Genomic DNA, 16,549 nt, shown 5'->3' with positions numbered 1-16,549 from the left:
CATGAACCTGGCCGTAGAGACCGCCTCCGCCGTCCCCGCCTGGCAGGACACCGCCCGCGACCCGGGCGCACGGGCCGACGCCCTGATCGCCGCCATGACCCTCCGGGAGAAGATCGCCCAGCTGTTCGGCGTCTGGGTCGGCGCCTCCGACGAGGGCGGCGAGGTCGCCCCGTACCAGCACGAGATGGAGGAGCCGCCCGCCCTCGACACCCTGCTGCCGCACGGACTCGGACAGCTCACCCGGCCGTTCGGCACCGCACCCGTCGACCCGGCCACCGGCGCGCTCTCGCTGATGCGCACCCAGCAGCGGATCGCCGCCGCCAACCGCTTCGGCATCCCCGCCGTCGCCCACGAGGAGTGCCTGGCCGGCTTCGCCGCCTGGAAGGCCACCGCCTACCCCGTGCCGCTCGCCTGGGGCGCCGCCTTCGACCCCGCACTGGTCCGCCGGATGGCCGCCGCGATCGGCCGCGACATGCGCGCGGTCGGCGTCCACCAGGGCCTCGCCCCCGTCCTGGACGTCGTCCGCGACGCCCGCTGGGGCCGCGTCGAGGAGACCGTCGGCGAGGACCCGTACCTGGTCGGCACCGTCGGCACCGCCTACGTGCAGGGCCTGGAGTCCACCGGGATCGTCGCCACCCTCAAGCACTTCGCCGGGTACTCCGCCTCCCGCGCCGGCCGCAACCTCGCCCCCGTCGGGATGGGCACCCGTGAACGCGCCGACGTCATCCTGCCGCCGTTCGAGATGGCCGTCCGCGAGGGCGGTGCCCGCTCCGTGATGCACGCCTACACCGACACCGACGGCGTGCCCTCCGCCGCCGACGACCGGCTGCTCACCGAACTCCTCCGCGACACCTGGGGCTTCACCGGCACGGTGGTCGCCGACTACTTCGGCATCGGCTTCCTGCGGACCCTGCACGGCGTCGCCGGCGACTGGGCCGAGGCCGCCGGCGCCGCCCTCGCCGCCGGCGTCGACGTCGAACTGCCCACCGTGAAGACCTTCGGCGAACCGCTCGTCGAGGCGATCACCACCGGCCGGCTGCCCGAGCGGCTCGTCGACCGGGCACTGCGCCGCGTCCTCGTCCAGAAGGCCGAACTCGGCCTGCTCGACCCCGACTGGACGCCCGTCCCGGCCGTCCTCGCCGGCGCCGACCTCACCGACCCGACCGCACTGCGCGGCACCGTCGACCTCGACCCGGCCGGCAACCGCGAACTCGCCCGCGAGATCGCCGAGCAGTCCGTCGTCCTGCTCCGCAACGACGGCACCCTGCCGCTCGCCCGGCCCGCCCGGATCGCCCTGATCGGCCCCAACGCCGACGAGGCCACCGCCGTGCTCGGCTGCTACGCCTTCCCGGTGCACGTCGGCCGCCAGCACCCCGACACCCCGGTCGGCCTGCGGATGCCCACCCTGCGCGAGGCCCTCGCCGCCGAGTTCGACGGCGCCGAGATCCACACCGTCACCGGCACCGGCGTCGACGACGGCAGCACCGCCGGCTTCGCCGAGGCCGCGGCCCTCGCCCGCCGCGCCGACGTCGTCGTGCTCGCCCTCGGCGACCGCGCCGGTCTCTTCGGCCGCGGCACCAGCGGCGAGGGCTGCGACGCCGAGTCGCTGGAACTCCCCGGCGCCCAGCAGCAACTGCTCGACACCCTGCTCGACACCGGCACCCCCGTGGTGGTCGTCCTGCTCGCCGGCCGGCCCTACGCCCTCGGCCGCGCCGTGGACGAGGCCGCCGCGATCGTGCAGACCTTCTTCCCCGGCGAGGAGGGCACCGGTGCGCTCGCCGGCGTGCTCAGCGGCCGCGTCGAGCCGTCCGGCCGACTGCCCGTCAGCGTGCCGCGCCGCCCCGGCGTCCAGCCGTCCTCCTACCTGGCCGCCCGGCTCGCCGGACCCACCGACGTCTCCAGCACCGACCCCACCCCCGCGTACGGCTTCGGCCACGGCCTCACCTACACCGCCTTCGCCTGGTCCGACCTCGCCGTCGAGACCGGACGGACGGACACCGCGGGCGAGTTCCGGCTCTCCTTCACCGTCCGCAACACCGGCGGGCGGCCCGGCACCGAGGTCGTCCAGCTCTACCTGCACGACCCGGTCGCCTCCGTGGTGCAGCCCGTCCAGCGCCTGATCGGCTATCGGCGGGTGCCGCTCGGCCCCGGCGAGGAGTGCCGGATCACCGCGGCCGTCCCCGCCGACCTGGCCTCCTTCACCGGCCGGGACGGCCGCCGGATCGTCGAACCCGGCACCCTGGAGCTGCGCCTCGCCGCCTCCAGCACCGACCCGCGGCTCACCGCCGAGGTCGAGCTCACCGGACCCGTCCGCACGGTCGACCACACCCGCCGGCTGCACCCCGTCCTCGACGTCCTCGACGTGCGGTAGCCGCCCCCCGGACCCCACCTGCCCCGGCCCCATGCACCCCGGTACCGCTTCGCCGGAGTGCGGCGGCCGAGGCCGGGGCAGGTGGACCACGACCGAACGCACCACCGGCCGAAGGAGCCGACCTTGTACACCGACCTGCCCGAGGACCAGCTCCGCTCGTACCGCAGCGCCCAGACCGAGCCCGCCGACTTCGACGCCTTCTGGCGGAAGACCCTCGACGAGGCCCGGGCCGCGGGCGGCGACACCGCCGCCGTCCCCGTGCCGACCGGCCTCACCACCGTCGACACCTTCGACGTCACCTTCCCCGGGTACGCCGGCGAGCCCGTCCGGGCCTGGCTCCGGCTGCCCCGCGGGGCGGACGGCCCGCTGCCCGCCGTCGTCCAGTACGTCGGCTACGGCGGCGGCCGCGGCCACGTCCTGGAGAACCTCGTCTGGGCCTCCGCCGGCTTCGCCCACCTGCAGATGGACAGCCGCGGCCAGGGCTCCGTCTGGAGCCGCGGCGACACCCCCGACTCCGGCCCCGCCGGACCGCAGGTCCCCGGCGTGATGACCCGCGGCATCGAGGACCCGCACGACTACTACTACCGGCGGCTGTTCACCGACGCCGTCCGGGCCGTGGACGCCGTCCGCACGCTGCCGCAGGTGGACCCGGACCGGGTCGCCGTCCTCGGCAACAGCCAGGGCGGCGGCACCGCCCTCGCCGCGGCCGGACTCGTCCCCGACCTCGCCGCGGTCGTCGCCCACGTGCCGTTCCTCTGCGACTTCCCGCGCGCCGTGGTGGTCACCGACGCCCACCCCTTCCGCGAGATCGCCGACTACCTGGCCACCCACCGCGGCCACGACGAACAGGTGCACCGCACCCTCTCCTACGTGGACGGCGTGAACTTCGCCGCCCGCGCCGACGCCCCCGCCAGGTTCTCCGCCGCACTCATGGACCAGACCGTCCCGCCGTCCACCGTGTTCGCCGCCCACAACGCCTACGCCGGACCGAAGGAGATCGACGTCTGGCGCTACAACGGCCACGAGGCCGGCGGCCCGGACGACGACGCCGCCGCCCTCCGCTTCCTCCGCCGCCACCTCGGCGCCTGAGCCGGGCAGACCTCCGACGAGGGGCGCCCCTGACCGCAGCCCGGCGGGCGGGTACCGTCGGTGGGGACGGGGGAGGACCGGCAGTGCGCGTGACCTTGATCTCGGCGGCCATGAGCGAGGCCGTCCGGCAGGCCCGGTTCGACGACGGCGGACCGCTGGACGCCCTCGGACTGCGTGCGGCCGAGGCCGCCGCCGGCACCCTCCGCTCGGCCGGCCCGACCCCGGTCTCGCCGTCGCCGCGCTGCCGGCAGACCGCACAGGCGCTCGGCCTGCCCGCACCGGTCGACGAACCCGCCCTGGCCGGCTGCGACAACGGCCGCTGGCGGGGCCGCACCCTCGACGAGATCGCCGCCGCCGAACCCGAGGCCCTCGCCCGCTGGCTCGCCGACCCCGCCGCAGCGCCCCACGGCGGAGAACCCCTGCAGGCCGTGCTGGACCGGGTCGCCGACTGGCTGGCCGCGCTGCCGCAGGACGCACCGGCCGTCACCGCCGTCGTCGAACCCGACGTCGTCCGCGCCGCGGCCGTGCACGCCCTCGGCGCCCCGGCCGCGGCCTTCTGGCGGCTCGACGTCCGCCCGCTGACCGCCACCCACCTCAGCGGCCGCGCGGGCCGCTGGAACCTCCGCTGCGGCGAACCGCTCTGACGCGGCGACACCCCCGCGTGCCCACCGGTGTCGGCACCGCGCCGGAGGGCTCGTCCGACAACTCCCGCCGCGCGCGCGACGCCGGATCTCCCCCGGCCTTCGGCCGGGAGGTGTCCCCACGACCGGACGCACCACCGCATCGCCCGAGTACGTCCAGTACGAGGCCGATACGACGGCACGTCCGGTCGGGCACGAGACGGGGGCACCGCCCGGCCGGAGGCCGGGGGAGTCGCCCGCCTGATGCGACCCGACGTGTCGGCACCGCACCCTAGGGTGATCCGTCATGACGACCCTGATGACCGACGCCGGCCCGGTCGCCCCCGACGCCCCGGTCACCCGGACCGGCGGTGTGCCGCTCGCCCCGGCCGGCACGGCCTGGCCGCACTGCGCGACCTGCGGCGGCCCGATGCAGTTCCTCGCCCAGGTCCTGCTCGACGACCTCGGCCGGCACACCGGCACCGGGGCCGCGGACGGCCGCGCCCTGCTCGCGCTGTTCATGTGCCAGAACGACCCCGGCGGCTGCCAGGAGTGGGACGCCCGCGCCGGCGGCAACCTGGCCCTGCTGCTCCCTGTCGGCGGCAGCGGCCCGCTGCCCCTGCCCCCGCTGCCCGACGACCACGACGAGGACGACGGCGACCCCCGGCAGCTCGGCGCCGTCCGCGCCGTCGCCTACCGGCCGGACCCGGGCGGCGACTACGAGGCCGCCCGCCTCGGGCGGCCCGACGAAGCCCTGCTGGGCCAGCTCGGCGGCGGACCCGCCTGGCTCCAGTACGACCAGACGCCCGACTGCCCGTCCTGCGACCGGGCCATGGCGATGGTCGTCCAGCTGGAGGAGGGGCCCGACCACCTCACCGCGATGAACTTCGGCAGCGGCAGCGCCTACGCCTTCGCCTGCGAGCCGTGCGGCAGCGCGGCCTTCCTCTGGCAGTGCTGACGCCGTCCGGCGGGCGGGCCGATCGTTCCCGCGCGACCCGCCTCGGGGCGTAGCCTTCCTGCATGGCAGAGAGCAAGGCCCGGACGGCCGGGCCACGGGCGGCGAAGCCGAAGAAGCCGGAGTCCCATTTGGGGATGGTGCGGCGGGCCCGGCGGATCAACCGGGCGCTCGCGGAGCAGTACCCGTACGCGCATCCGGAGCTGGACTTCGACAACCCCTTCCAACTGCTGGTGGCCACCGTGCTGTCGGCGCAGACGACCGACCTGCGGGTGAACCAGACCACCCCGGCGCTCTTCGCGAAGTACCCCACCCCCGAGGACATGGCCGCCGCCGTGCCGGAGGAGCTGGAGGAGATCATCCGGCCGACCGGCTTCTTCCGGAACAAGGCGAAGTCGCTGCTCGGCCTGTCCGCCGCGCTGCGGGACGACTTCGGCGGCGAGGTCCCCGGCCGCCTGGCGGACCTCGTCACCCTGCCCGGCGTCGGCCGCAAGACCGCCAACGTCGTCCTCGGCAATGCCTTCGGCGTCCCCGGCATCACCGTCGACACCCACTTCGGCCGGCTCGTCCGCCGCTTCGGCTGGACGCAGGAGGAGGACCCGGAGAAGGTCGAGGCCGCCGTCGCCGCGATCTTCCCCAAGTCCGAGTGGACGATGCTCTCGCACCGGGTCGTCTTCCACGGCCGCCGCGTCTGCCACTCCCAGAAACCGGCCTGCGGCGCCTGCCCGATCACCGCCCTCTGCCCCTCCTTCGGAGCCGGCGAGACCGACCCGGAGAAGGCCGCCAAGCTGCTCAAGTACGAACTGGCCGGCAAGCCCGGCCAGCGGCTGCGCCCGCCCGCCGACTTCCCCGGGGAGGCCGCGGCCCGCGCCGAGGCCGACGCGCACGACGGCGAGGTCGCGGACATGGCGGTCGCCGGATGACCGTCGCCATCGAACGGGACGGCCTGCCCGAGTGGCTGCTGCCGGTCCGCACCGCCGCCGAGACCGTCCTCCCCGAGCAGCTCAGCCGCTTCCTGCCGCCGGCCTCCGGCGGCCGGCCCTCCGCGGTGCTGATGCTCTTCGGCCAGGGCGAGACCGGACCGGACCTGCTGCTGATCGAGCGGGCCCGCTCGCTGCGGTCGCACGCCGGCCAGCCGTCCTTCCCCGGCGGCGCCCTCGACCCGGAGGACGGCGACCCGGCCGGCCCCGGCCCGGTCGCCGCGGCGCTGCGGGAGGCCGAGGAGGAGACCGGTCTGGACCCGGCGGGCGTGCAGGTCTTCGCGACCCTGCCCGCGCTGTACATCCCGGTCTCCGGCTTCGTGGTGACCACCGTGCTGGGCTGGTGGCGCAGGGAGACCCCGGTCGGGCCGGTCGACCCGGCGGAGACCGGCGCGGTCTTCCGGGTGCCCCTGACCGACCTCACCGATCCGGCGAACCGGGCCCGGCTGCGCCACCCCTCGGGCCACGTCGGTCCGGCCTTCGAGGTGGCCGGCCGGCTGGTGTGGGGCTTCACCGCCGGAGTGATCGACCGGGTGCTGCACTACAGCGGCCTGGAACGTCCGTGGGACGTCCGGCGTACCCTGACCCTCTCCGAGGAGGCGCTGAACCTCACCCGGTCCGACCGGCAGCACGACAGGGGATCGCCCGCACCGCGCTGAGTCGCCGGACCAGGTGGCCCGTGGCGGTCCCGGGCTCCGTCCATGGGAGGGTATCGGCGTGAATGTCCTGGATCTGCTGTTGATCGCCGCCGCGGTGGGCTTCGCCGTGTCCGGCTACCGGCAGGGCTTCGTGGTGGGCGTGCTCTCCGTCCTCGGGTTCCTCGGCGGCGGCCTGATCGCCGTCCAACTGCTGCCGCTGCTGCTGCACCGGCTCGGCCCGGGCACCACGGCCTCGGTGGTCGCCGTCGTGGTGGTGATCGTGTTCGCCGCGGTGGGCCAGGCGGTCACCACGCACTTCGGCTGGAAGCTGCGCGGCAGGATCGGCAGGGGGCGGGCGAAGACCCTGGACGCGATCGGCGGCTCGGTGGTCAACGTGATCTCGATGCTGCTGGTGGCCTGGCTGATCGGCTCGGCGCTGGCCGGCACCTCGCTGCCCACGGTCTCCAAGCAGGTCCGCACCTCGACGGTGCTCTCCACCGTGCAGGGCGCGCTGCCCTCGGACGCGCCGAACTGGTTCTCCGACTTCAGCAAGGAGCTGGCCCGCAACGGCTTCCCGCAGGTCTTCAACCCCTTCGAGCACGAGCCGATCACCGAGGTCGAGGCGCCGGACCCGGCCCTGGCCGGCAGCGAGGCCGTCCAGCGGGCCCGGCAGAGCCTGGTGAAGGTGGTCGGCACGGCGCCGTCCTGCGGCAAGACGCTGGAGGGCAGCGGCTTCGTCTTCGCCCCGCACCGGGTGATGACCAACGCGCACGTGGTGGGCGGCGTCGACGAGCCCACGGTGCAGGTCGGCGGCACCGGCCGGGTCTACGACGCCACGGTTGTCCGGTACGACTGGCAGCGCGACATCGCCGTGCTCGACGTCCCCAAGCTGAACGCCCCGGCGCTGTCCTTCGCCGGCGAGGCGCGCACCAACGACAGCGCGATCGTCGCGGGCTTCCCGGAGAACGGCTCGTTCAACGTCCAGCCCGCCCGCATCCGCGGCCGGATCCAGGCCAACGGGCCGGACATCTACCACCGCGGCCAGGTCGTCCGCGACGTGTACTCGGTGCGCTCGCTCGTCCGCCAGGGCAACAGCGGAGGCCCGCTGCTCAGCCCGAACGGCGAGGTGTACGGCGTGGTCTTCGCCAAGTCGCTGGACAGCGCCGACACCGGCTACGTGCTCACCGCCGCCGAGGTGCTCCAGGACGCCACGCTGGGGGAGAGCGCCACCGCCCGGGTGGACACCGAGGGCTGCGCGCTCTGACCGCCCGCCCGGGCGCCGCCGGTGCCCGGGTCAGCCCTCGCGGCGCAGGCGGGCACCCACCCAGCGGGCCCGCCGGCCGAGGATGCGGGGGATGCCGAGCCCGTGCGCCCCGGTGCCGTCCGGCTGTCCGGGGGCGCCTTCCCGGCGCCACTCGAACTGGTGGGACTGGCTCTGCGAGCTGCTGCTCCCACGACGGCGTCGGCGCGGTGCGGCATCGCGATCGGGCATCCAGGTCATACCGGGAGGATGCCCCTGGGCCAGGAGGAGTAACCGCCTCCGGACTTCCCACCTGGCTTATGCGACTGTCATATGAGTGATGGTCAGACTTTCGAGTCCTGGTTCGGATGCGTCGTACGGGCGGGTCGACCCGGCGCTCAGTCCTTGTGCTGGCCCACCCAGGCCAGCAGTTCCTCGGTGAACTGCTCGGGGGTCTCCTCGTGCGGGAAGTGCCCCACCCCGGGCAGCAGCCGCCACCGGTACGGCGCCTCCACGTACTCGCCCGCCCCCAGCGCGGTGTGCGCCAGCAGCACCGGATCGGCGGCGCCCTGGACGTGCAGCGTCGGCGCGGTGATCGGCTTCTTCATCCGGCGCGCGAACTGCAGGCCGTCCGGCCGGGCCATCGACCGCATCAGCCAGCGGTACGGCTCGATCGAGCAGTGCGCCGTGGACGGGATCCGGATCGCCTGCCGGTACGCCTCCACCGCCTCCGGCTCGATCCCGTTCGGACCCGTCCAGGCCCGCAGGTACTCGCCGACCAGGGCGGCGTCGTCCGCGACCAGCCTCCGCTCCGGGATCCACGGCCGCTGGAAGCCCAGCACGTGCTCGAAGGCGGCGATCTGGCGCCGGTCGGTGAGCAGGGCGCGCCGCAGGTGGCGCGGGTGCGCCGCCGAGACGACCGTCAGGCTGCGGATCACCGAGGGCCGCATCACCGCCGCCACCCAGGCGAGCGAACCGCCGGTGGCGTGGCCCACGAGATGGGCGTGCCGCTCGCCGAGCGACCGGATCACGCCGGTGATGTCCAGCGCCAGGTTGGCCGGGTCGTAGCCGCGCGGCGTGCGGTCGCTGCCGCCGATGCCGCGCAGGTCCAGGGCGACCGCCCGGTACCCGGCCTCGGCGAGCGCGGTCAGCTGGTGGCGCCAGGCCCACCAGTACTCCGGCCAGCCGTGCACCAGCAGCACCAGCGGGCCGTCACCGGCCTCGGCGATGTGGAAGCGCGCCCCGTTGGCGGCCAGGTCGCGGTGCGTCCACGGCCCGGGCGAGCGGACGCTCCAGGCGGCCCCGGCACCCGCAGGGTCCCCGGCGGGTCCGGGCACGGGCCGTCCCGTGGCGGGCCGGGAGGTCCCGGGACGGGGCTCGGCGGGCTTCGCGGGTACGGGCTTCTGGTCCAGCGGCATACCGAGAGCCTGTCATACGCGTGCTACGAACACGTCTCCGGCACTCGCGTCGCTTCGCAACGATCCGGCACGGAGCGGCTGCACACCGGAACCGGCCCGGTGGCGGACACCCTGACGGGCCCGGTGGCGGACGCCGGGACGGACACCGGTACGCGTCTCCCGCGGGTCAGCGGATCCGGCCGAGCGCGCGGTCGATCTCCTCCTTGGTGGCCGGCCGCGGGCGCGCGTTCTTCAGCACGTCAGCGGTGGCCTGGGCGCCCTCGATCGTCCGGTGCGGCTTCTCGATCTTCTTGAACGAGCGCGCCGCCAGCAGGCCCAGCAGCGCGGCCAGCAGCAGGTAGGCGCCGCCGACGATCAGGAAGGACCAGCCGAGGGTCAGCCCGAGCGCCTGCAGACCGTAGGCCGCGGCGAAGCTCAGCATCGGGACGGACGCGAGCGCCACCACGCCGGCGACCGAGACGGAGACGCCCCCGGTCACACCGCGCTTGACGTCGGCCCGGATCTCCGCCTTGGCCAGCGCGATCTCGTCGTGCACCAGGGCGGAGAGGTCGTTGGTCGCCGCCGCGAACAGCTCGCCGATGGAACGCTCGCCCTCGTAGGGGGCCCGGCCTGCGGTTCCTGCGGACATCGGCGGTTCTCCTTCGCGGCGGCTGCACTCGTTCGACAGCTCAGCATCATGCCTCCCCCGGCAGTCCGCACACCACTCCGGCCCCCGGTTCGGCGGCGTGTCAGGAGACTGCGCGTCAGTTCGGGCGCCCGTAGACGTCCGGGACGCCGTCGTGGTCGGAGTCCGCGTTCTCCTCCTCGTACAGCAGGCGGTAGTGCCGGGTGCGGAGCTTCAGCAGCACGGTGGCGAACACCGCGCACAGCACCGAACCCATCAGCACCGCCTCCTTGGACTGCTCGGCCAGCGCGTGGTCGTCGGGGAAGGCCAGCTCGCTGATCAGCAGGGAGACGGTGAAGCCGATGCCCGCCAGGGTGGAGAGCGCGAACACGTCCCCCCAGCCGAGCTGCGGATTGAGCTGCGCGCGGGTGTAGCGCGCCGCGAGCCACGTCCCGCCGAACACCCCGACCGACTTGCCCACCACCAGGCCGAGCACCACGCCGAGCGGGGTGGCCTCCGAGAACACCTCGGCGAGCGCCTTGCCCGACACCGGGACCCCGGCCGCGAACAGCGCGAACAGCGGCACCGCGACACCCGCCGACAGCGGGCGCACCAGGTGCTCGACGTGCTCGCCGGGGGAGTGCTCCTCGCCCGGCCGGGTGCGGCAGCGAAGCAGCATGCCCATCGCCACGCCGGCCACCGTCGCGTGCACCCCGCTCTCGTGCATCAGCGCCCAGATCACCAGCGCCAGCGGCACGTAGAGGTACCAGCCGTGCACCTCGCGGCGGTTCAGCAGCCAGAACAGCACCAGCCCGGCCAGCGACAGCCCCAGCGCCCAGAACTTGATCTCCGAGGTGTAGAAGACCGCGATGATCAGGATCGCGATCAGGTCGTCCACCACCGCGAGCGTGAGCAGGAAGGCCCGCAGCGCGGACGGCAGCTGACTGCCCACCACCGCCAGCACGCCGAGCGCGAAGGCGATGTCCGTCGCGGTCGGGATCGCCCAGCCGCCGGGGTGCCCGCCGGGCGCGAGGTTCACCAGGGTGAAGATCACCGCGGGCAGGACCACCCCGCTCACCGCGGCCGTCACCGGCAGCAGCGCCGCGCTCGGCGTCCGCAGCTCGCCCGAGGTGAACTCGCGCTTGAGCTCGATGCCCGCCACGAAGAAGAAGATCGCCAGCAGCCCGTCCGCGGCCCAGGCCTCCACGGTGAGGTCCAGGTGCAGCGGCTTCGACGGCCCGATCGTGTACTCGCTCACCGACTCGTAGGAGCCCGGCCAGACATTGGCCCACACGAGTGCGGCGACCGCGGCCAGCAGCAGCAGCACACCGCCGACCGTCTCGGTGCGCAGCGCGTCCAGGATGATCCGCCGTTCGGGCAGCGGCAGCAGCCCGAGGAACGTCCGGCGCTGCCCGCCCGTCTCCGCGGTGGCGCCCGTTTCGGTGGTCCCGCCCGTGCCGGTGGCCGCGTTCGTGTCCGCGGCGGCGCCCGTCTCCTCGGTCGCGTCCGTCCGGTCGGACGGGGCCTGCGGCTGCGGGTCCGAGCGGCGCGGGCGGTCGGGCACGGGCGGCTGGTCGGGCGCGGGCGGTGTGGCCACGGCGGGACCTCCTGGGGCTCGAGCGGGCGGTCTCCCCGTACGGGGGACACCTGTCGTACGGATGCCGACCAGACTTCCCGGCGCGCCTCGGAGCGGTCCTGACGCCCCACCGCATTCTACGGAGTGCGCGACGGCGGCCGATCGGGCGCAGTCTATGCAGGCCGACGGCGGCGGCCGGGCGACGCGACCGGGCACCGGGAGGGCCGTCGGCCACCGTCCCCCGGACGGCGTGCGACCAGATGCGCGAACCGCAGGTCGTCCTTATGGTCGTCGGCGCCGAGGGCGGCGAGCTGCTCGGGGAACTGCTCCGCCACCACGGTTCGACCCCGGGCTCCACCTCGTTCGCCGGACACGCCACGGGCCGGCGCCCCGCGAGAGCGGGGAGCCGGCCCGTGGCGGTGTGTCAGTCCTCGCTCGGTGCGGTCGGCAGCTGGGCCTGGATGAGGTTCATCACCGAGGAGTCGGCGAGCGTGGTGACGTCGCCGATCTCGCGGTTCTCGGCGACGTCGCGCAGCAGGCGACGCATGATCTTGCCGGAGCGGGTCTTGGGGAGCTCGTTGACCAGCAGGATCCGCTTGGGCTTGGCGATCGGGCCGAGGGTGCGGCCGACGTGGTTGCGCAGGTCGGCGACCAGGTCGTCGTTGGCCTCGGCGGTGCCGCGCAGGATGACGAAGGCGACGATGGCCTGGCCGGTGGTGGCGTCCGTGGCACCGACCACGGCCGACTCGGCGACCGCCGGGTGCGAGACCAGCGCGGACTCGACCTCGGTGGTGGAGATGTTGTGGCCGGACACCAGCATGACGTCGTCGACCCGGCCGAGCAGCCAGATGTCGCCGTCCTCGTCCTTCTTCGCACCGTCGCCGGCGAAGTACCGGCCCTCGAAGCGGGACCAGTACGTGTCCAGGTAGCGCTGGTCGTCGCCCCAGACGGTGCGGAGCATGGACGGCCACGGCTCGGTCAGCACCAGGTAGCCGCCGGAGCCGTCGGGGACCTCACGGGCCTCGTCGTCGACCACGGTCGCGGCGATGCCGGGCAGCGCGCGCTGGGCGGAGCCGGGCTTGGTCTCGGTGACGCCGGGCAGCGGGCTGATCATGATGGCGCCGGTCTCGGTCTGCCACCAGGTGTCCACGATCGGGCAGCGGCCGCCGCCGATGTGCTCGCGGTACCAGACCCACGCCTCGGGGTTGATCGGCTCGCCGACGCTGCCGAGCACCCGCAGGCTGGACAGGTCGAACTTGGCGGGGATGTCGTCGCCCCACTTCATGAAGGTGCGGATCGCGGTCGGCGCGGTGTAGAGGATCGTCACGCCGTACTTCTGCACGATCTCCCAGAACCGGCCCTGGTGCGGGGTGTCCGGGGTGCCCTCGTAGATGACCTGGGTGGCGCCGTTGGCGAGCGGCCCGTACACGATGTACGAGTGCCCGGTGACCCAGCCGATGTCGGCGGTGCACCAGTACACGTCGGTCTCCGGCTTGAGGTCGAAGACGGCGTGGTGGGTGTAGGAGGCCTGGGTGAGGTAGCCGCCGGTGGTGTGCAGGATGCCCTTCGGCTTACCCGTGGTGCCCGAGGTGTAGAGGATGAACAGCGGGTGCTCGGCCTCGTGGCCCTCGGGGGTGTGCTCGGCCGACTGGCGGTCGACGACGTCGTGCCACCAGACGTCGCGGCCCTCGGTGAAGGCGGTGTCCTGTCCGGTGCGGCGCACCACGAGGACGTGCTCGACGCCGGGGCAGCGGTCGAGCGCCTCGTCGATGGCGGGCTTGAGCGCGGACGGCTTGCCGCGGCGGTGGCCGCCGTCGGCGGTGATGACGAGCTTGGCGTCGGCGTCCTGGATGCGGGAGGCGACGGCGTCGGCGGAGAAGCCGCCGAAGACGACGGAGTGGGTGGCGCCGATCCGGGCGCAGGCGAGCATCGAGACGACGGCCTCGGGGATCATCGGGAGGTAGATCGCCACCCGGTCGCCCTTGTGGACGCCCAGCTCGAGCAGCGCGTTCGCGGCCCGTGAGACCTCGTCCTTCAGGTCGGCGTAGGTGATGGTGCGGGTGTCGCCGCCCTCGCCCTCGAAGTGGATCGCGACCCGGTCGCCGAGGCCCGCCTCGACGTGCCGGTCGACGCAGTTGTACGCGACGTTGATCCGGCCGTCGGCGAACCACTTCGCGAACGGCGGGTTGCTCCAGTCCAGGGTCTCGGTCGGCTCGACGGACCAGGAGAGGCGGCGGGCCTGCTCGGCCCAGAAGGCGAGCCGGTCCTCGGAGGCCTGCCCGTAGGCGTCCGCGGTCACGTTCGCGGACGCGGCCAGGGCGGCCGGCGGCGCGAAGCGGCGCTCCTCCTTGAGCAGATTGGCCAGGCTCTCGTTGCTCAACGCGCACTCCTCATCGAGTCTCATCTGCCGGGTGATCCCCTGCGGGATTGTCCCGTGTGTCCCAGCACACAGCTCACCAGGCGAACGGGTGTGTTGACAAGAGCCTCCCGAGAATTGGTGTAGACCTTTCGTGGGGTTCGCCGCCGACCGGACCGAGTGCCCGGCGGGTACCGAGCGGGACGGGAACGGGACGGGGAGGGCGACGGGGAGGGTGACGGGGAGCAGGACAGGGGCGGGGGCGGGGAGTGGCAGGGGCACTGCTGGACGCGGCGCGCGGCGGGACGGTGGCGGGACGGGCGGCCCCGCACGGCCGAGGTGCAGGTGAACGTCGGGAGGCCGGCTCCGGCGGCGTGGGTGCACGGACGGAGGCGCGATCGGCCACCCGGCGCCAGGTGTCGGGTGGAGGGCGTGCGAGGCACGGCGCCCGCCGGGTGTGCCTCCGGGGGTGCCGCCGTGCGGAGCGGGTGGGTCGGACGGGCCCGCGGATCGGTGGGGGTGCGCAGCGTGCTTGCCGCGTCTGTCCGTCCGGCGGCGGTGGAGGTGCGGTCGGTGCACTTGCGACGGTTCCGGCCGGGGGCGGCCGGCTGCGGATCGCTGTCGGCCGTGGAACGGATGATGCAGGAGTACTTGACGACCCGACGCATCGGTACTCCACTGACCGGGCGGGCCTGTGGCTTCGGCCGCAGGCCCGACCAACGACGCACCCTCGCGTGAGGGAGGTCAGAGTCATGTCGGCCACACCTCCTCGATCCTCCTCCGTGCCCCTCCCCGGTGATTTCGCCGTCGTCCGCATGGACGGCCGGGTGAGTCGCCTCATCCGGATCGGCCAGTGGCTCAACGCCAGCGGTTTCGCCGACTACGAGCACGCCTTCGTCTTCGTGGGCGACGGGCAACTGGTTGAGGCGCAGCCCGGCGGCGCCGAACTGCGCCCCCTCTCGGTGTACGACGGCCGACCGGCGCTCTGGTCCACCGGTAGGTACGCCTTGACGGATGGCCAGCGGGCGGCTGTCGTCGCGGCCGCCCGCGGGTACATCGGGGTGCCCTACAGCGCGGCCGACTACTTCGCGCTGGGCGCGCACCGCCTCCGCCTGCCGGTCGGTCCGCTCATCAAGGGCTATGTGGCGAGCAGCCGCCACATGATCTGCTCCCAGCTGGTCGACCAGTGCTACCTGGACGCCGGTGTCCATCTGTTCTCGGACGGCCGGTGGCCGGGGTACGTCACACCGGCCGACCTGGCGAAGCTGCTGCTGGCCTGACGGGCGGTCACAGGCGGGCCGCGGAGGCGTGGTCGCTCTGCCGTGGCCCGGCCGTCGTGCAGACGGGCGTCAGGCCGTCACCGGTGTTCGCTGCTGCAACGGTTCGCCGCAGTGCTCGGCGGAGACCCGGGCGAACCGCCCGGTGCTGTTGTCCAGGACGTACGCCTGGGCGGTCGCGAAGTCGAAGTACATCCCGACCAGACGCAGGGTGCCGGCGGCCACGCGGCGTTCGACCGCGGGATTGGCCAGCAATTGGTCGAGCTGCTGGACCACGTTGGTGATGCAGAGCTCCTCGACCGGGTCGGCGGCGGTTCGGTCGGTGAAGCTCGCGGGCGCACGCTTGGAGCGGGCGAGCGAGCCACGGCCGTTGCGCAGCCAGCGCACGAGCGGGGTCGGCGTGCCCGGCTGCTCGTGGATACCGTCCAGCAGGGCCTTCATCGCGCCGCAGCCGGAGTGCCCGCAGACCGTGATCGAGCCGACCTCCAGCACCTCGACCGCGTACTGCACGGCAGCCGCCACCGAGTCGTCCGCAGCGCCCGGTTCGTGGGGGGCGGGGACGAGGTTGCCGACGTTCCGGACCGTGAAGAGGTCGCCCGGGCCGCTGCTGGTGATCATGCTGGTGACCATCCGCGAGTCGGCGCAGGTGAGGAACAGCTGTGAGGGCGTCTGGCCCTCCCGGGCGAGCCGGGCCAGTTCCTGCCGGACGAGTGGTGCGGTGTGCTCCTGGAAGCCCCGCACGCCGTCGAGCAGCCGGCCGTGTGCGTCGCCGCCGTCCTGCTCGATGCTGTGGTGGCCCATCCACGGTGTCCAGGCCCGGAACTGCCGCGTTCCTGCGGCCGGATCCGGCTCCATGGTGCCGTCGGGGTCGAGTGCCGCGTCCCGGCCGTGCTGGTCGGTCACCATCGCGACCCGCCCGCCGGCGGCCTGGTACATGGCCCGCCAGGTGTGCAGCGCCTCGTACGCGGCGTGGTCGAGGAAGCTGCCGTCGTGGTGGACGGTGACCGCCGCGCCGGGGGGAATCCGGCCGAGGGTGCGGCTGAGCCGGGGAACGGCGGCGAAGGTGAGCGGGCCGTGCGTCCGGACGCGGTGGGAGCCGTCGGGCTCGGCGGTGACGTCGACGCGGGCGCGGGTCAGCCGGTGGAGGGCGAGCAGGCCGGCGACCGTTCCGCCGAGCGTCACGCCGAGCGGGACGCCGAGGCCCACCACGCCGAGCACGGTGACCAGGTAGACCGGGAACTCGCGGTGCCGGTGGATGCGCCTGATGTGGGCGTAGCTGACCATCTGCACGCCGACGACGAGCACGAGGGCGGCCAGGGCCGCGAGCGGGATGCGGCGCAGCCCGCCGGCCAGCACCAGTGCGGCCAGCACCACCCAGCAGCCGTGCAGGACGGCCGACCACCGGGAGGCGGGGCCGGCGGCGTC

General features: G+C 74.2%; 14 protein-coding genes. 8 read left to right on the top strand and 6 right to left on the bottom strand.

The features are described 5' to 3' along the window. Position 1 precedes the first annotated feature (1 nt). The 7 genes from ABD353_RS08300 to ABD353_RS08270 all read left to right on the top strand — a co-directional run bounded on the left by ABD353_RS08300 (position 2) and on the right by ABD353_RS08270 (position 7,917). Positions 2-2,371, top strand: a complete 2,370-nt coding sequence (locus ABD353_RS08300) for a beta-xylosidase/alpha-l-arabinosidase (RefSeq protein WP_344622829.1) — start codon at positions 2-4, stop codon at positions 2,369-2,371. A gap of 123 nt (positions 2,372-2,494) precedes the next feature. Next, complete coding sequence (locus ABD353_RS08295) at positions 2,495-3,460, top strand: acetylxylan esterase (protein WP_344622828.1); 966 nt, start codon at positions 2,495-2,497, stop codon at positions 3,458-3,460. A gap of 110 nt (positions 3,461-3,570) precedes the next feature. Next, entirely contained in the window at positions 3,571-4,104 is a 534-nt protein-coding gene (locus ABD353_RS08290; protein WP_344622879.1) for a histidine phosphatase family protein, read from the top strand. A gap of 283 nt (positions 4,105-4,387) precedes the next feature. Next, entirely contained in the window at positions 4,388-5,038 is a 651-nt protein-coding gene (locus tag ABD353_RS08285; RefSeq protein WP_344622827.1) for a hypothetical protein, read from the top strand. Positions 5,039-5,100: 62 nt separating this feature from the next. Next, entirely contained in the window at positions 5,101-5,958 is an 858-nt protein-coding gene (gene nth, locus ABD353_RS08280; protein WP_344622826.1) for an endonuclease III, read from the top strand. Continuing rightward, positions 5,955-6,674, top strand: coding sequence for an NUDIX hydrolase (locus ABD353_RS08275; RefSeq protein ID WP_344622825.1), 720 nt, complete (start codon positions 5,955-5,957; stop codon positions 6,672-6,674). Before nth ends, ABD353_RS08275 begins: the two co-directional genes overlap by 4 nt. Positions 6,675-6,732: 58 nt before the next feature. Next, positions 6,733-7,917: a MarP family serine protease gene (locus tag ABD353_RS08270; RefSeq protein WP_344622824.1), complete on the top strand. Its 1,185-nt coding sequence runs from the start codon at positions 6,733-6,735 to the stop codon at positions 7,915-7,917. 30 nt (positions 7,918-7,947) lie between these two features. Here ABD353_RS08270 and ABD353_RS08265 read toward each other — a convergent pair whose 3' ends face one another. From ABD353_RS08265 to acs, 5 genes are all read right to left on the bottom strand, one after another. Next, on the bottom strand, positions 7,948-8,154 hold the full coding sequence (locus tag ABD353_RS08265; RefSeq protein ID WP_344622823.1) for a hypothetical protein: 207 nt from the start codon (positions 8,152-8,154) through the stop codon (positions 7,948-7,950). 137 nt (positions 8,155-8,291) lie between these two features. Further along, entirely contained in the window at positions 8,292-9,230 is a 939-nt protein-coding gene (locus tag ABD353_RS08260; protein ID WP_425555103.1) for an alpha/beta fold hydrolase, read from the bottom strand. A 247-nt stretch (positions 9,231-9,477) separates the two neighbouring features. Further along, complete coding sequence (locus tag ABD353_RS08255; protein ID WP_344622821.1) at positions 9,478-9,939, bottom strand: phage holin family protein; 462 nt, start codon at positions 9,937-9,939, stop codon at positions 9,478-9,480. A gap of 115 nt (positions 9,940-10,054) precedes the next feature. Further along, positions 10,055-11,305: a Na+/H+ antiporter NhaA gene (nhaA, locus tag ABD353_RS08250; RefSeq protein WP_344622878.1), complete on the bottom strand. Its 1,251-nt coding sequence runs from the start codon at positions 11,303-11,305 to the stop codon at positions 10,055-10,057. Positions 11,306-11,915: 610 nt separating this feature from the next. Continuing rightward, positions 11,916-13,871, bottom strand: coding sequence for an acetate--CoA ligase (gene acs, locus ABD353_RS08245; RefSeq protein ID WP_344622820.1), 1,956 nt, complete (start codon positions 13,869-13,871; stop codon positions 11,916-11,918). A gap of 803 nt (positions 13,872-14,674) precedes the next feature. On the opposite strand from acs, the gene ABD353_RS08240 reads away from it, so the two are divergent. Next, the gene (locus tag ABD353_RS08240; RefSeq protein WP_344622819.1) at positions 14,675-15,127 is read left to right on the top strand and encodes a hypothetical protein; all 453 of its coding nucleotides are present in this window, start codon (positions 14,675-14,677) and stop codon (positions 15,125-15,127) included. A gap of 69 nt (positions 15,128-15,196) precedes the next feature. Here the strand turns inward: ABD353_RS08240 and ABD353_RS08235 are convergent. Beyond that, positions 15,197-16,549, bottom strand: a 1,353-nt coding sequence (locus ABD353_RS08235; protein ID WP_344622818.1) for a carbonic anhydrase, incomplete at its 5' end; no start/stop codon positions are given.

The sequence above is a fragment of the Kitasatospora arboriphila genome (genome assembly GCF_039528095.1).
GTDB classification, from domain to species: Bacteria; Actinomycetota; Actinomycetes; order Streptomycetales; family Streptomycetaceae; genus Kitasatospora; species Kitasatospora arboriphila.
The sequence above is the reverse complement of the archived record's forward strand: the minus strand, read 5'-3'. Positions and strand labels throughout refer to the sequence as shown.

Bases quoted from the DNA above. Each gene is read 5' to 3' on its own strand.
- ABD353_RS08265 (WP_344622823.1), bottom strand. From the start codon at position 8,154: ATGACCTGGATGCCCGATCGCGATGCCGCACCGCGCCGACGCCGTCGT.
- nth (WP_344622826.1), top strand. From the start codon at position 5,101: ATGGCAGAGAGCAAGGCCCGGACGGCCGGGCCACGGGCGGCGAAGCCG.
- ABD353_RS08275 (WP_344622825.1), top strand. From the start codon at position 5,955: ATGACCGTCGCCATCGAACGGGACGGCCTGCCCGAGTGGCTGCTGCCG.
- ABD353_RS08290 (WP_344622879.1), top strand. From the start codon at position 3,571: ATGAGCGAGGCCGTCCGGCAGGCCCGGTTCGACGACGGCGGACCGCTG.
- ABD353_RS08300 (WP_344622829.1), top strand. From the start codon at position 2: ATGAACCTGGCCGTAGAGACCGCCTCCGCCGTCCCCGCCTGGCAGGAC.
- ABD353_RS08255 (WP_344622821.1), bottom strand. From the start codon at position 9,939: ATGTCCGCAGGAACCGCAGGCCGGGCCCCCTACGAGGGCGAGCGTTCC.
- ABD353_RS08285 (WP_344622827.1), top strand. From the start codon at position 4,388: ATGACGACCCTGATGACCGACGCCGGCCCGGTCGCCCCCGACGCCCCG.